This is a genomic window from Mucilaginibacter sp. McL0603 (assembly GCF_049992945.1).
Taxonomy (GTDB): Bacteria; Bacteroidota; Bacteroidia; order Sphingobacteriales; family Sphingobacteriaceae; genus Mucilaginibacter.
In genome coordinates, this window is record NZ_CP188251.1 from 4,105,125 (window position 1) to 4,117,961 (window position 12,837).

The 12,837-nt window shown below is 39.2% G+C and carries 14 protein-coding genes; 6 read left to right on the forward strand and 8 right to left on the reverse strand.

All coding sequences use genetic code 11. The features are described from left to right. Position 1 precedes the first annotated feature (1 nt). Both ACPPVU_RS18760 and ACPPVU_RS18765 read left to right on the forward strand, forming a co-directional pair. Positions 2–1,582, forward strand: a complete 1,581-nt coding sequence (locus ACPPVU_RS18760) for a RagB/SusD family nutrient uptake outer membrane protein (RefSeq protein ID WP_426668149.1) — start codon at positions 2–4, stop codon at positions 1,580–1,582. A gap of 63 nt (positions 1,583–1,645) precedes the next feature. Further along, positions 1,646–2,767 (forward strand): SusE domain-containing protein, encoded by a 1,122-nt coding sequence (locus ACPPVU_RS18765; protein ID WP_426668150.1) that lies wholly within the window; start codon positions 1,646–1,648, stop codon positions 2,765–2,767. A gap of 134 nt (positions 2,768–2,901) precedes the next feature. Here ACPPVU_RS18765 and ACPPVU_RS18770 read toward each other — a convergent pair whose 3' ends face one another. Both ACPPVU_RS18770 and ACPPVU_RS18775 read right to left on the reverse strand, forming a co-directional pair. After that, positions 2,902–4,191, reverse strand: a complete 1,290-nt coding sequence (locus ACPPVU_RS18770; protein ID WP_426668152.1) for a citrate synthase — start codon at positions 4,189–4,191, stop codon at positions 2,902–2,904. 278 nt (positions 4,192–4,469) lie between these two features. Further along, positions 4,470–5,717, reverse strand: coding sequence for an ABC transporter permease (locus ACPPVU_RS18775; protein WP_426668154.1), 1,248 nt, complete (start codon positions 5,715–5,717; stop codon positions 4,470–4,472). Positions 5,718–5,935: 218 nt separating this feature from the next. On the opposite strand from ACPPVU_RS18775, the gene queA reads away from it, so the two are divergent. Together queA and ACPPVU_RS18785 are read left to right on the forward strand one after the other, a co-directional pair. After that, positions 5,936–6,985, forward strand: a complete 1,050-nt coding sequence (gene queA / locus ACPPVU_RS18780; protein ID WP_426668155.1) for a tRNA preQ1(34) S-adenosylmethionine ribosyltransferase-isomerase QueA — start codon at positions 5,936–5,938, stop codon at positions 6,983–6,985. Between the two features lie 75 nt (positions 6,986–7,060). Beyond that, positions 7,061–7,786, forward strand: a complete 726-nt coding sequence (locus ACPPVU_RS18785; RefSeq protein ID WP_426668156.1) for a 2-C-methyl-D-erythritol 4-phosphate cytidylyltransferase — start codon at positions 7,061–7,063, stop codon at positions 7,784–7,786. A gap of 40 nt (positions 7,787–7,826) precedes the next feature. Here the strand turns inward: ACPPVU_RS18785 and ACPPVU_RS18790 are convergent, their stop codons facing one another. From ACPPVU_RS18790 to ACPPVU_RS18800, 3 genes are all read right to left on the reverse strand, one after another. Beyond that, positions 7,827–7,973 carry a lmo0937 family membrane protein gene (locus tag ACPPVU_RS18790; protein WP_426668158.1) on the reverse strand — a complete coding sequence of 49 codons (147 nt, stop codon included), beginning with the start codon at positions 7,971–7,973 and terminating at the stop codon, positions 7,827–7,829. Positions 7,974–8,089: 116 nt separating this feature from the next. Continuing rightward, positions 8,090–8,311 (reverse strand): DUF2795 domain-containing protein, encoded by a 222-nt coding sequence (locus ACPPVU_RS18795; RefSeq protein ID WP_002996718.1) that lies wholly within the window; start codon positions 8,309–8,311, stop codon positions 8,090–8,092. 87 nt (positions 8,312–8,398) lie between these two features. Beyond that, positions 8,399–8,947 carry a cob(I)yrinic acid a,c-diamide adenosyltransferase gene (locus tag ACPPVU_RS18800; RefSeq protein WP_426668160.1) on the reverse strand — a complete coding sequence of 183 codons (549 nt, stop codon included), beginning with the start codon at positions 8,945–8,947 and terminating at the stop codon, positions 8,399–8,401. Between the two features lie 215 nt (positions 8,948–9,162). On the opposite strand from ACPPVU_RS18800, the gene ACPPVU_RS18805 reads away from it, so the two are divergent. Both ACPPVU_RS18805 and ACPPVU_RS18810 read left to right on the forward strand, forming a co-directional pair. Beyond that, entirely contained in the window at positions 9,163–10,146 is a 984-nt protein-coding gene (locus ACPPVU_RS18805) for a chitinase (RefSeq protein WP_426668162.1), read from the forward strand. Between the two features lie 91 nt (positions 10,147–10,237). Further along, a complete protein-coding gene (locus ACPPVU_RS18810; RefSeq protein WP_426668163.1) occupies positions 10,238–10,867 on the forward strand; it encodes a hypothetical protein in 630 nt (209 codons plus the stop codon). Between the two features lie 6 nt (positions 10,868–10,873). Here ACPPVU_RS18810 and ACPPVU_RS18815 read toward each other — a convergent pair whose 3' ends face one another. The 3 genes from ACPPVU_RS18815 to ACPPVU_RS18825 all read right to left on the reverse strand — a co-directional run bounded on the left by ACPPVU_RS18815 (position 10,874) and on the right by ACPPVU_RS18825 (position 12,782). Further along, entirely contained in the window at positions 10,874–11,617 is a 744-nt protein-coding gene (locus ACPPVU_RS18815; protein ID WP_426668164.1) for an ABC transporter ATP-binding protein, read from the reverse strand. A gap of 147 nt (positions 11,618–11,764) precedes the next feature. Further along, on the reverse strand, positions 11,765–12,055 hold the full coding sequence (gatC, locus tag ACPPVU_RS18820) for an Asp-tRNA(Asn)/Glu-tRNA(Gln) amidotransferase subunit GatC (protein ID WP_426668165.1): 291 nt from the start codon (positions 12,053–12,055) through the stop codon (positions 11,765–11,767). Then, positions 12,045–12,782: a lysophospholipid acyltransferase family protein gene (locus ACPPVU_RS18825; RefSeq protein WP_426668166.1), complete on the reverse strand. Its 738-nt coding sequence runs from the start codon at positions 12,780–12,782 to the stop codon at positions 12,045–12,047. The genes gatC and ACPPVU_RS18825 overlap by 11 nt, the downstream gene beginning before the upstream one ends. Positions 12,783–12,837 lie beyond the last annotated feature (55 nt).

Below are 12,837 nucleotides of genomic sequence, written 5' to 3' on the forward strand. Positions count from 1 at the left end.
GATGAAAAATTATTTAAAAAAATCTTTGTTAATGATCTCTATAACAGGATTTCTTGTTTCCTGTGAGAAAAATCTTAACAGGTATCCTATTAACACTACGACGAATAATCAGGCTTTCAGTAGTTTACAGGGCTACACCGAAGGGCTTGCTAAAGTTTACGGTTCATTTGCCACTACAGGCAGTTCGGGTTCGGGAACAGGTGATATAGCAGGTATAGATCCGGGAACATCTGATTTTATCCGCTTATACTGGAATGCACAGGAATTACCTACGGATGAAGGACTATGTGTATGGAATGACCCTGGCTTACCTGATTTCCACAACAACAATTGGACATCGAACAATGTGATTCTGTTGGGTCTGTATGATCGTAGCTTGTACCAGATAACTTTGGCCAACCAGTTTATCAATGAATCATCTGATGCTAATCTTGCAAGCCGCAACATAACAGGCAATGATGCCACAACTGTACGCTATTACAGGGCTGAAGCACGTTTTTTAAGGGCTTATCAATACTGGGTTCTGATGGATATGTTCGGCAACCCGCCTTTTGTTACGGAAGCTTCGCCTATTGGTAAAACTTTCCCTCCACAAATAAGCAGGGCAAAATTATTTGATTACATCGAATCAGAATTAAAGGCTATCGACCCATTATTGGTTAAACCACGTCAGGCTGGTATGTACGGTCGTGCAGATGAGGCAGCTGATTGGGCACTGTTAGCACGTATGTATTTGAACGCACAGGTTTACACAGGTACGGCACGGTATACTGATGCTATTACTTATGCTAATAAAGTTATCCAGGCAGGATATACGCTTATGCCGGTTTACAAAAACTTATTCATGGCAGATAATAACGTAAACAATCCTGAGGTGATTTTACCGATCCAATACGATGGTGTTAACACACAAAATTATGGTGGTACTACATTTATCATCAATAGTTCGATAAGCACCGCAATGGGTCCAGGAAACTTTGGTGTGCCCAATGGTGGGTGGGCTGGTAATCACTCTTTACAGGTGCTGCCTAAAATCTTCGGTGATTATACAGGCGTCAGCGATAAGCGTGCTATGTTTTATACAAACGGCGCTACTGAAAATACTACCGATCAATCAACTTTTACATCAGGTTTTGCGGTAACAAAATGGAGTAACCTTACTTCAACAGGTACCACTCCCGCGTCAGCCGGTGGTGTTTATGCATCGACTGATTTCCCACTGTTCCGTTTAGGCGAGATCTACCTGATCTATTCTGAAGCTGTATTACGTGGAGGTGCAGGAGGTGATGCCGGTACTGCTTTACAATATTTTAATGCATTACGCACACGTGCACAAGCTGCTACTGTGGGCAGTATTGCTTTAAGCGATATTATAAATGAACGCGCAAAAGAAATGTATTGGGAAGCTACCAGGCGTACCGATTTGATCCGCTTTGGCATGTTTACAGGCGGAAGTTATTTATGGCCGTTTAAAGGTGGTGTTCAGGCAGGTACTGCTATAGCAGACTACCGGGCATTATATCCGCTGCCTTCAACAGACGTAACAGCAAATCCTAATCTTAAACAGAATACAGGATATTAAAATAATAGGGATAAGCTAATCCTTATCCCTATCAAAATTTAAAAGATCTTTAAAAATATTGATATGAAAAAAATTCTAAGAAATATTTTAGCGATGAGCATAGTACCCCTGCTCATGCTATCAGCATGTAAAAAAGATGGAAAGCTTGTTGTGGCAAATAGCGGAAAAGCCGGTGCACTTACTTCATCAATTCAAAATATTGTATTGTTAAAAGCAGATCAAAACGATACAACCTCTGTTATCAGGTTTAATTTTACACAGGCAAGCTATGGTTATAGTGCAGGTGTAACCAATACTTTGCAAATTGATTCAATGGGCGATAATTGGGCAAACCCCGTATCAACAGTCCTTGGTGTCAACATACTTTCAAAAGGGTATTCTACAATTGATTTTAATACACTTTTATTAAAATTAAAACTACCACCAAATAAATCCTCTCAAATTTTAGTGAGGATTCAGCATTCTATAGGAACTAGTGTTGCTCCCATTTATTCTAATGAATTAAATATTGCAGCTACTCCATATCCACTTACGTCTTCCATTTATATAGCAGGAGCCTATGAAGGTTGGAGTGTGCCCAGTACAAATTTGGACAGTTTATTATCTGCTACCAGCAATGGTATATACAAAGGTGTTATTGCTTTTAAATCAGGATCTGGAAATCAGGATTTCAAAATAATACCCACAACATTAAACTACAACGGAAACTACGGCTTTGCCAGCACAGTACAAACTACTCCCAAAGACAGCATTATAGTTACTCAAGCTAGTTCTCAAACAAATATCACCGCGCCAACTTTAGCCACTATTGATCCTAATGTGAGCATTACAAGCAATTTCCTTACTCTGGATTTAAATAAAAACACGTTGACCATGGTTCCCACACTTTGGAGTGTTGTAGGCGATGGATCTCCAGGCGGTTGGCCAGCTGGATCCGGTTATCAGAGTGATACTGATATGAAATATAATAACGGCACTCAAACCTGGAGCGTTGTAGTTAATCTGACAGCTGGTGGAGGGATTAAGTTCAGAAAAAATCATGATTGGGGTACCAATTATGGTTCTGTAACTACTGCCGGTGTACTTGACCAGGCGAACAACAATAATATTGTTGTTCCTGCTACAGGAACATATTTAGTTACAATCAATTTAAATAATCTTACTTATTCGTTAGTAAAACAATAAAAAACAGAGCGTTGATTAATTGAATAGCCCGCCCCGGTATACCGGGGCGGGTTTTTTGTTGGACCGTTGATTATTTCTTCAACAAAAAAGCCGGACATCTTCATGTCCGGCTTAAATTATTTATTTACTAAGGGCTATTCCCTTTTTTTAATATCTGTATACTCCTTATTTACTTCGCCTACATAGATCTGGCGTGGGCGACCGATAGGCTCTTTGTGCTCTTTCATTTCCTTCCACTGTGCTATCCATCCAGGTAAGCGTCCTAATGCAAATAATACGGTAAACATATCCGTAGGGAAGCCTAATGCGCGATAAATGATACCTGAATAAAAATCAACATTTGGATACAGTTTACGCTCAACAAAGTATGGGTCTTTTAAAGCATGCTCTTCCAGTTTCTTGGCAATCTCAAGTACCTCGTCATCAATACCTAATTTCTCAAGGATATCGTCACAGGCCTTCTTGATGATCTTTGCGCGCGGGTCAAAATTCTTATAAACCCTGTGTCCAAATCCCATCAGACGGAATGGATCGTTTTTGTCTTTTGCCTTTTTTATCCATTTATCAGTGTCTCCCCCATCTTCCTTTATGCGTTCCAGCATTTCTATCACCGCCTGGTTAGCACCGCCATGCAACGGTCCCCACAATGCTGAAATACCTGCGGATACGGAGGCGTAGATATTAGATTCTGATGAACCAACTATCCTTACCGTAGAAGTAGAACAGTTTTGCTCATGATCGGCATGCAGGATAAGCAAAGTATTCATTGCACTCACCACAACCGGGTCTATTACCACTTCTTCTGTACGCTGACCAAAGGTCATATGCAAAAAGTTGGTCACATAGTCGTATTTATTCTTTGGATAGATATATGGATGCCCCAGTGATTTCTTATAGATCCATGAAACAACGGTAGCCATCTTACCCAGCATTTTAATGATGCTCAGGTTAAGCTCTTCGTCGGTTTGGTTGGGTTTTAACGATTCAGGATAAAAAGCGGATAACGAGCAAACCAATGAAGACAACTGTCCCATTGGGTGAGATTTTGACGGAAAGCCATCAAAAAACTTCTTCATATCCTCGTGTACCAATGTATGACGGCTTATCTGGTATTGAAAGTCGCTCAATTGTTCCTGTGTAGGCAATGCGCCATAAATAAGCAGGTAAGCAACTTCAATAAAACTTGACTTTTCGGCAAGCTGCTCTATAGGATAACCGCGGTATTTAAGTATCCCTAATTCGCCATCAAGAAATGTAATTGAGCTTTGGGTAGCTCCTGTATTCTTATAGCCGATATCCAGCGTTACATATCCCGTTTGGTCCCTTAGCTTTGAAATATCAATAGCCTTTTCACCTTCAGTACCTTCAATAACGGGGAGCTCATAAGTTTTATCTCCTATTTTTAATTGTGCTGTATCCGACATAGACGTTTTTTTTATACGTAACAAATGTAAAATAAATCCCTATATTATAAATAACGGCAAAGTTTACTATTTGTAAAATTTATGAGATAAGCAAAATTGGTTTGATTGAGTTTAGCTACCTATCATTTAACTAACTCAACCAACCACCAAACTAGTGTCATGTCAATTAAGAACTGACGTTTAGTCCTGAGTCTAAAGTCTTAAGTTCTAAGTAAGGGAATGCATAAAATTCGACTTATGACTTACGACTAAAGACTGTTGACTTGACACTTGTCAACTTAATTTGATCGTATTGCCTCAACCGGATCGAGGCGTGAAGCCGAATATGCAGGCACTATGCCTGAAATGATACCAATACTAACTGATGTACCTATGCCGACTATAATGTTTTTCATATCAAGCACCACACTGATGTCGATAGCCGCCTTTACACCAATTGTTGCTAAATACACAAAGAAAAGACCAATGATTCCACCTAAGAGACAAAGAATAATGGATTCGATCAGAAACTGAAGCAGGATAAAGTAGTTTTTAGCACCCAGTGACTTTTGGATACCTATGATATTTGTACGCTCTTTAACCGAAACGAACATAATGTTGGCTATTCCAAATCCTCCAACCAAAACAGAAAAACCACCAATAATGAGACCGACAATATTAAATATATGGAATACTATGTCTAATTGATTAGTAAGTAAAGTAGTTTTATTTAATGAAAAATTATCCTCCTGGCCAGGCTTCAGTCTTCTTATAGATCGCATTAATCCTTCCATTTCGCTTTCGACATCACTGTCAGTAAGGCCATCCTTTCCTTTTACTACTATCTGTGGATTATATTTGTCATTCTGTATATCCACAATGTTTTTTGCAAAATTCAGCGTTAGCAGTATTTCCTTATCATCTGATATACCTAAAATATCCTTGCCTTCTTTTGCAAACACCCCTATTATAGATACATAACGGCCCATCACTTTGATCTGTTTGCCCAGCGCATTTCCATCCGGAAAAAGGTTCTCTGCAATGTCATAACCAATAATAGCTACGTGTGCGCCTGTTCTTGATTCGATCTCTGTAAAATAACGCCCCTCCTTGAAATCAAAATTCCAGGTTTTGTTATGTTCATGCGAAACCGCATCGATCTGGGCGCCTTCAACGGTATTGCTTTGATATTTTACAACCCGGTTATCAATACTGATCTCATATGATACCGCTTCGGCTGTCTGAGAACGGCGTTGTATTTCATCAAAATCCCTTAGCTTCGGTACAGGGCGCTGAAGATATTTCCACCATGGAAAATCTTCTCCCCCTATCCACGGCCATTTTTGAATATAAATACTGTTGCTTCCAAGCTTATTGACACTTTGCTGTAAGTTATTCCGCAAAGTATCCACTGCCGACCGTACTGCAATAATGGTAAAAATACCAATGGTAACCCCAAGCAATGACAGCATGGTGCGCAACTTATTTTGCCTTAATGCATCATAAGCAAACAAAAAGCTTTCGCGGAAAAGTTTTAAAAAGATCATACTGCATGATTAGACCGGTAGACCACTATGATTATACCGATTATTTGATTAATATTATCCGAATTAAGACTATCAAATATCAATATAGTTACACCTTTTTATCACACTATTTTTGATGTTGCGTGTTAATTAAATAAACCCGAGTAATCTATAAAAAAATCTATTAATTATGCAAATTTATTCGTATCTTTGCGCCCTAAAAATCCATTTGTTTTAATATGAAATTATCTCAATTCAAATTCAACCTGCCTGAATCACTGATTGCAAATTCACCGGCCAGCACCCGCGACGAATCGCGTTTAATGGTATTACATAAGGACTCGGGCAAAATTGAGCATAAAATTTTTAAAGATATACTGGATTATTTTGATGATAGGGACGTAATGATCCTTAATAATACCAAGGTATTTCCGGCCCGTATGTATGGCAATAAGGAAAAGACCGGCGCCACCATCGAGGTTTTCTTACTAAGAGAGTTAAACAAAGAGCTTCGCCTTTGGGATGTATTGGTTGACCCTGCTCGTAAAATACGCGTAGGTAACAAATTATATTTTGGTGATGACGATCTGCTGATCGCTGAAGTAGTGGATAATACCACATCGCGTGGCCGTACTATACGTTTCCTGTTTGATGGCACGGATGAAGAATTCAGAAGAAATGTGGAAATTTTGGGCGAAACACCGCTTCCTAAGTATATCAAACGCAAAGCTACAGCTGAGGATAAAGAGCGTTATCAGACTATTTTTGCAAAGCACGAAGGCGCTGTTGCGGCCCCTACCGCTGGTTTACACTTTAGTCGCGAGCTAATGAAACGCCTTGAATTAAAAGGTGTTGAGTTTGCCGAAGTGACCTTACACGTTGGCCTTGGCACCTTCCGCCCGGTTGAAGTAGAAGATCTGACCAAACATAAAATGGACTCAGAACAGTTCATTATCGAGCAGAAACAAGCAGATATTGTAAATAGAGGCATCGAAAGAAAAAGCCGGATATGTGCCGTTGGTACAACATCTATGCGTGCTATCGAGTCGGCTGTATCTGCCGGAAAAAGCTTAAAAGCTGCTAATGACTGGACAAGTAAATTTATTTTCCCTCCATATGATTTTAGTATAGCTAACTCAATGGTCACCAATTTCCATACACCTGAATCTACCTTGTTGATGATGGTAAGTGCATTTGGCGGATACGAGTATGTGATGCATGCTTATGAAGTAGCCGTAAAAGAGAAATACCGCTTTTACAGCTATGGTGATGCTATGCTGATAATATAATTTAGATTTGAGATATTAGATGTGAGATTTGAGACATTTCAAATCTCACATTGTCCAAAAGAGAGGTTATATCCCATGAGCGACCCGAATCTCACATCTCACATCTCAGATCTCACATCTAAGCACTACGCTATTATAGTTGCCGGTGGATCGGGCAGCAGAATGCATTCGGTAGTTCCCAAGCAATTCTTATTGTTAAATGGCTTGCCTGTATTAATGCATACCATTAATGCCTTCTACAATTGCCAGACACAGCCACAGGTCATCGTGGTACTCCCTTCCGATTCTCATGACTATTGGAATAACTTGTGCAAAACACACCAATTTGATATACCTCATCAACTAATAAGCGGTGGTGAAACTCGTTTTCATTCGGTTAAGAATGGACTTAGCTTAATTAATGATGAACATGCAATTGTGGCTGTGCACGATGCGGTAAGGCCATTGATTTATAAAGAGATCATCGATGAATCCTATGAATGTGCGGCGAAATATGGCAATGCTATAGTGGCGATAAAAAGTCGCGATTCTGTAAGACAGATCAAAGACAACCGATCCGTAAGTCTGGTAAGGGATGAGATATATCTGATCCAGACGCCTCAAACTTTCCAGGCTTCACAATTAAAATTTGCTTATCAGCAACCCTATCATGCTAATTTTACTGATGATGCCAGCGTGGTAGAGCAGACCGGTGTTAATATCAACCTGATCGGTGGCAGTTACCAAAATATCAAGATCACCTTTCCTGAGGATATAGCTATTGCTGAATTCCTGTTAAAAAACAATAGCCACACTTCATAATAAAGTATGGCTATTTATTTTTTTGTTATCCTGAGATTCCTCAGGCCCTTCTGATCACGCCCAAAAGCAATGCAATAATTGCTATTACTAAAAGAACGTGAATTATTCCGGTTGCTGAATAAGCAAAAACTCCGATTGCCCATCCGATTATCAGAATAACGGCAATAATGTAAAGTAAACCTCTCATGTTATGATTGTTTTAAATTGATAAATGACTCTCTATCAATAACTACAATCATTAAAAAAGGTTTAAAATAAAAAAACCTGCATTATAACAGGGTCCATTATCGACTAAAGCCGGGATTAATATTCGTCTTCGTTAAAGAAGAAATCATCTTTTGTAGGGTAGTCAGGCCATATCTCTTCAATATTTTCATACGGCTCACCATCATCCTCCAGGGCCTGCAGGTTTTCAATAACCTCAACGGGCGCTCCTGAACGAATCGCGTAGTCAATTAATTCATCTTTTGTTGCAGGCCATGGCGCATCTTCGAGGTGCGATGCTAATTCAAGTGTCCAATACATATACTATTCTTATTTAGAAGGTAAATTTAAATTTTGGCAAAAGTATAATATTTTTAAATCGATTATCAAATATTTTTCTCTAAAATTTCACACACGTGGTATCCACTGATTTTCAGGCACTTTTTGATCGTTTCCAATCTTCCTGGCCAGTACAAAAAGGTAGTCGCTTAGCCTGTTCAGATAAATATTTACCTTATTATCTACCTGGCTTTCTTCAGAAAGGTGTACTGACAGCCGCTCGGCCCGCCGGCATACGCACCTCGCAATATGGCAAAATGAAATGGCATTATTACCCCCGGGTAAAATAAAATGACGCAATTCGGGCAAATTATGATTCATTGCATCCATCTCCTTTTCGAGCAATTCAATGTCAGCATCATGGAGGTCAGGAATGATCATTTTAGACTTTTCGGGATCAGAAGCCAGTGATGAACCTATTGTAAATAACCTGTCCTGTATCTCTTTCAACAATTGCTTATCATGAGTCGTAATATCCTGATCACGTATCAACCCTATGTAGGAGTTTAGTTCATCCACTGTGCCATAGCTTTCTATACGCAGGTGATGTTTGGGCACACGCGTGCCTCCTATTAGAGAGGTATATCCTTTATCGCCCGTTTTGGTATAAATTTTCATTCAATTTCTAATTCAGAATGTTCAATGTCTAATTTATAGTTTTGATATGGATTTTGAACATTCAAGTTCAGATTTATTTTAACATTTGATTAACAGTTATTCTATCAGGAAGTTTAGAGCAAGCTTAAGCAAACTCTTAGGTCTCATTAATGTTATTAAATTTGATCCGTCTATCGATGATCATTAAAATTCCATTTTGGAATAAATTTTATCCTATGAGATCTACTTTTGTATTAGCCAAGACCACTCTTATCCTTTTATCGTCATTATTAGTCCTTAGTTTTAAATGCGGTGGAGCCAATAAAAAAGCACTGGTAAACGACATAAAAGTTAGCAGCTTTTTGAGTGAACAGCAATTTAACGATTTTTTCCCTCAGCACGACAAATTTTATAGCTATGCAGCTTTTGTAAAAGCCATCGATCAGATGGGAAATATCCGCATAAAGGTGGTTAAACGAGCCGTATCAGTTTATCAAATCACGCGAACAGATAAATCTACCAGGAAATCTGTAGTTGTTCGTCAGGATGAAGACTGGAATGAGGATTGGGCAAAAAAGAAACCCGACAGTTCTTATATTGTTGATTATGGCAATTTTTGTAGCGAAAAAGACCTCCAAACCGATAAAAAAGAATTGGCGGCATTTTTTGCAAACATCGCTCACGAAACCAGGCATGGCGAGAATGGAAAGTATGATGACGGATTGATGTTTATCCATGAGAGCAATACTACGCTGCCTTATGTTGCTGAAAATGATAATTACCCTGCAGTTGCGGGCAAAAAATATTATGGCCGCGGTCCTTTGCAATTAAGTTATAATGGCAATTACGGTTATGCATCAGATTGTATTTTTGGAGATAAGAGCGTATTGCTAAATAATCCTGACCTGGTGGAGACTGACTCTGTGATCGCGTTTAAGGTCGCCATTTATTTTTGGATGACCCCGCAAACCTATAAGCCATCAGCGCATGATGTAATGATAGGTAAATGGCAGCCAAATGCAGATGATAAGGCCAAGAATCGTAAACCGGGTTTTGGTATGACTATCAATATAATCAACGGAGCAGTAGAATGCGGGCAGGGAGAAGGTATCTATAGCATGAACGACCGCATCGGCTTTTATGGGCATTTCCTGCAAAAATTTGGTATAACTGACCAGGATTGTGCTTGCTCCTGTGGTACTATGGCAGCGTATAAATAATTATTGAATGACTGAATTAGCGAATTAGTGATTAATAAATAAAAATCAAAAAAAATCTTTAAATCCTGAAAATCGTGTCCTATACTTGTGAATGAACTATCCATTTGATACTGTCGGTCTTAACTCAGAAACCATTGACAGATTTGATGATACCTGCAAAGCAATAAAGGCTAAATTCAATTTTCAGCCAACAGGTCATATTAATTTCCATTTAGAAAATTTCGAAGTATTCAGGCGATATGTCGATGTTACAGTAAGAGATTCATTTGTAATTAAACATATCAATAATGATTGTTATACGCTATTTACAGATAATCATTCCCGAATAATGGGCCCATCCAAAGGCGGTGGTATTATCGATCGTTACGAATACCAAACCTGGGCATTAGCGTATTTAAAAAAAGATTTTGGGCGTGTGATGATAAGACGCGAAACAATAACCGATAAAATACTGGAGCTGATACACCCTATCGAACTGGATTTTGCGGAAGATAAGGCATTCAGCGATACTTTTTATGTATTGGTGAATGATCATCAAAAAGCAATTTCGGCCATTGACCGTAATTTCAGGAATGCGGTAATGGATATCAGGGAAAGTGATTTCGTGATCGAAATAGTTAATCATACACTTATTATCGGCAATAATAATGGTGACCCTGTATCACCTGAAGAAGCTCTCCACCTGGCAGAGTTTGTGGTAAGGATATGCTCGAATTGTTAAGTATATTTATTTAGCAGGGACTTCAGCCTCCTGGATTATTTTGCTCCTGTCCACCTTTTGAATTTCGGTATTGGCATAATCGTTTTCTATCAGGCCGTCACGCATGCGCACTATCCGGTGAGCATGTTTGGCAATATCTTCCTCATGTGTCACTAAAATAATCGTATTGCCTTTGGCGTGGATATCTTCTATCAGGCCCATTATTTCAATAGATGTTTTGGTATCTAAATTACCAGTAGGTTCGTCGGCAAGTATAATTGAAGGATTATTGATCAGTGCACGGGCCACAGCAACACGTTGGCGTTGACCACCCGAAAGCTCGTTTGGCTTGTGATCCACACGGTTACCTAAACCAACATTCTGAAGTGCTGTTTTTGCACGATCTTGTCTTGTCTCTTTATTGATTCCGGCATAGATCAGTGGCAGAGCCACATTATCTAATGCTGTATTACGTGGTAATAGATTAAATGTCTGGAAAACAAATCCGATCTCAGAGTTACGCACTTCAGCCAGTTCGTTATCGGTCATGTGGCTTACATTAATGCCGTTAAGAATATACTCACCTTTTGTGGGCGTATCCAGGCAACCCAGAATATTCATCAGGGTTGATTTACCCGAACCGGATGGCCCCATTAAGGCTACAAATTCGCCTTTATTAATGGTTAAGGATACCGATTTTAGTGCATGAATAGTCTCAGACCCGATCACATATTTTCGCCCGATATCTTTAATAGTAATTAATGGCTTCATTCGTATTTCTTGGTTTGACTGTGATGATGGGGTAAATGTTACAAGAGAATTATTTTTTTGTCCGTAAGTCGGAAAGTCCGCATAAGTCGGTAAGATGTTCAGTCCAGAAGTTCGTCTTTCGGACTTCCGGTCTTCCCGACTTTCTGACTATTTCTCTATCACTTTAGCAACCAAAAAATAATTCTCATCGTGTTTTGGGGCATTTTGCAGTGCTTCCTCATGGGTAATTTCCTGCTTTATCACATCCTCACGCAACACGTTGATCTCACTGGTCATATAAACCAGCGGCTCAATGCCCGACGTATCTATCTCATTCAACTTGGCCATAAAACCCAGTATCTTGCTCATATCAGCTATCAATGTTTCCTTTTCATCCTCTGCAAGTTCAAGCCTTGCTAAATGAGCTACTTTTTCTACTGTCTCTTTATCAATGGTCATGTTCGTCCAGTTTCTGTTTTATCACCCTATAAATTTCATCCTTCAGCAAGTCAGCATCTTCAACCGTCATACCGGATGTCTCAATAGGCTTGTGTACAAATATATTACAAATCCCCGGTCTGCTGCCATATTTACTGCCGCTATCCCACATTACCTTCCAGGTGTCGAGTGAAGTAATAGGTAAAATAGGTATTTTCAATTCAATAGCAAGCCTGAAAGGGCCATTCTTAAATTCCTGTAATTGAGGTGGATAATATTTAGAAATAGTTCCTTCTGCAAATATCACCACGCTCATTCCCTGTTCTAAACGTTCGCCTGTTTGTTTAAATGCCTTATAAGAGGAGATTTTGCTGTCGCGATTTACCGGAATATCAATTGACCTGAAAAATATCCCTAATAATGGATTGTCAAGCAACTCGTGCTTACCCATATAACAAAATGTATTTTTCAGTGCGGAGCTTACCGACATGATATCCAGGTTGGAGGTGTGATTAGGGCATACAATATAAGTTCGGGACCAATCAATGGGCTCTTCATATTTTGTCCGATAAAATATCCCCGATATGGTTGAGCTAAAGGAGGCACACATTTTTCGCAACACATTCAGCATTGGATAACGGGAGGGCTTACGCGAGGCATAATAGATAAAGGGCCATAGCACGTAAAAAATAAAGGCCAGGCTGTACCTGTAAAATGTACGATGGATTTTTTTCAAGGGGAGTATCATCGTTTCCAAAAATAAAGAACCGTCATTAAAAATTGCAAATCATCTTGAACATTAA

Coding starts and splice junctions, on each gene's coding strand:
- ACPPVU_RS18800 (WP_426668160.1), bottom strand. CDS start 8,947: ATGAAAATTTATACCAAAACGGGCGATAAAGGATATACCTCTCTAATA.
- ACPPVU_RS18815 (WP_426668164.1), bottom strand. CDS start 11,617: ATGAAGCCATTAATTACTATTAAAGATATCGGGCGAAAATATGTGATC.
- queA (WP_426668155.1), top strand. CDS start 5,936: ATGAAATTATCTCAATTCAAATTCAACCTGCCTGAATCACTGATTGCA.
- ACPPVU_RS18760 (WP_426668149.1), top strand. CDS start 2: ATGAAAAATTATTTAAAAAAATCTTTGTTAATGATCTCTATAACAGGA.
- ACPPVU_RS18795 (WP_002996718.1), bottom strand. CDS start 8,311: ATGTATTGGACACTTGAATTAGCATCGCACCTCGAAGATGCGCCATGG.
- ACPPVU_RS18770 (WP_426668152.1), bottom strand. CDS start 4,191: ATGTCGGATACAGCACAATTAAAAATAGGAGATAAAACTTATGAGCTC.
- ACPPVU_RS18810 (WP_426668163.1), top strand. CDS start 10,238: ATGAACTATCCATTTGATACTGTCGGTCTTAACTCAGAAACCATTGAC.
- ACPPVU_RS18790 (WP_426668158.1), bottom strand. CDS start 7,973: ATGAGAGGTTTACTTTACATTATTGCCGTTATTCTGATAATCGGATGG.
- gatC (WP_426668165.1), bottom strand. CDS start 12,055: ATGACCATTGATAAAGAGACAGTAGAAAAAGTAGCTCATTTAGCAAGG.
- ACPPVU_RS18805 (WP_426668162.1), top strand. CDS start 9,163: ATGAGATCTACTTTTGTATTAGCCAAGACCACTCTTATCCTTTTATCG.
- ACPPVU_RS18825 (WP_426668166.1), bottom strand. CDS start 12,782: ATGATACTCCCCTTGAAAAAAATCCATCGTACATTTTACAGGTACAGC.
- ACPPVU_RS18765 (WP_426668150.1), top strand. CDS start 1,646: ATGAAAAAAATTCTAAGAAATATTTTAGCGATGAGCATAGTACCCCTG.
- ACPPVU_RS18775 (WP_426668154.1), bottom strand. CDS start 5,717: ATGATCTTTTTAAAACTTTTCCGCGAAAGCTTTTTGTTTGCTTATGAT.
- ACPPVU_RS18785 (WP_426668156.1), top strand. CDS start 7,061: ATGAGCGACCCGAATCTCACATCTCACATCTCAGATCTCACATCTAAG.